The sequence below is a fragment of the Pseudomonas sp. Sample_9 genome (assembly GCF_004307535.1).
GTDB lineage: Bacteria > Pseudomonadota > Gammaproteobacteria > Pseudomonadales > Pseudomonadaceae > Aquipseudomonas > Aquipseudomonas mercuritolerans.
The window spans coordinates 1-1,337 of record NZ_RAZO01000291.1 but is presented as its reverse complement, the minus strand read 5'-3'; the positions used below and the strand labels follow the sequence as shown (position 1 = coordinate 1,337).

Sequence of the window (1,337 nt, the reverse complement as noted above, 5' to 3'; positions counted from 1 at the left end):
CTGGGCGGTAACGCCCTGCTCCGCCGTGGTGAGCCGATGACCGCTGACAACCAGCGCGCCAATATCCGCATCGCCACTGAGCAAATCGCCAAGATCCATCCTGGCAACCAACTGGTCATCGCCCACGGCAATGGCCCGCAAGTCGGCCTGCTGTCGCTGCAAGCGGCGGCCTACACCTCCGTCACCCCCTACCCGCTGGACGTGCTCGGTGCCGAAACCGAAGGCATGATCGGCTACATCATCGAACAGGAACTGGGCAATCTGCTCGACTTCGAAGTGCCGTTCGCCACCCTGCTGACCCAGGTCGAAGTCGACGCCAACGACACGGCCTTCAAGAACCCGACCAAGCCGATCGGCCCGGTGTACGAGAAAGCCGAAGCGGAAAAACTCGCCGCCGAAAAAGGCTGGGCAATTGCTGCCGATGGCGACAAATTCCGCCGCGTGGTCGCCAGCCCACGGCCGAAACGCATCTTCGAAATCCGTCCGATCAAGTGGCTGCTGGACAAGGGCAGCATCGTCATCTGCGCCGGTGGCGGCGGGATTCCGACCATGTACGACGAGCAGCGCAACCTCAAGGGCATCGAGGCGGTGATCGACAAGGACCTGTGTTCGTCGTTGCTTGCCGAGCAACTGGAAGCCGACCTGCTGGTGATCGCCACCGACGTCAACGCGGCTTTTATCGACTATGGCAAACCCACCCAGAAAGCCATCGCCGAAGCCCACCCGGACGAACTCGAACGCCTCGGTTTCGCCGCAGGCTCCATGGGACCGAAGGTGCAGGCAGCCTGCGAATTCGCGCGCCATACTGGCAAGGTCGCGGTGATCGGTTCGCTGGCCGATATCGAAGCCATCGTCCAGGGCACCGCCGGTACGCGGGTCAGCACGGCGAAGCCGGGGATCAGCTACCGATAACAATAAACGCCGGGGCAGGCTCAAGGCCTGCCCCGCCTCCATGCCTTGAAAGGAGTAGCTCAATGGCCCAGTTCGAACCCGGTCACCTGCACATCGAGCGGCACGCGTTGACCGACGATGACGTCAATTACAACGTGCATCTGGACTATGAAGTGTTCACCGATCCGCAGAAAGGCAAAGGTATTCAGTTCACCCTGCACGGCAGCATGCAGGGCAAGGACATGAAGGAGACGTTTTTCCTGCCCAAGGAAGAAGCCTACAACTTCGCCCGCGATGTCACGCGGATCGCCGAGAAGTACGGAATTCCCAAGACCCACAGCCAGATCGGCTCGGTGCACAAGCATTACGATCTGATGTTTGAAGACATTCGGCAGAAGTTGAATATGCAGTCGGGGGATCCGGTGAACCTCGAGCATTTCGAATAA

Annotated in this window: 2 protein-coding genes; both read left to right on the top strand. The window is 60.3% G+C overall.

What is annotated here, in order from left to right:
• Positions 1 to 912 (top strand): carbamate kinase (gene arcC, locus D6877_RS15990; protein ID WP_130911418.1); only part of this gene is annotated, 912 nt, incomplete at its 5' end.
• Between the two features lie 62 nt (positions 913 to 974).
• On the top strand, positions 975 to 1,337 hold the full coding sequence (locus D6877_RS15985) for a DUF5064 family protein (protein ID WP_042607276.1): 363 nt from the start codon (positions 975 to 977) through the stop codon (positions 1,335 to 1,337).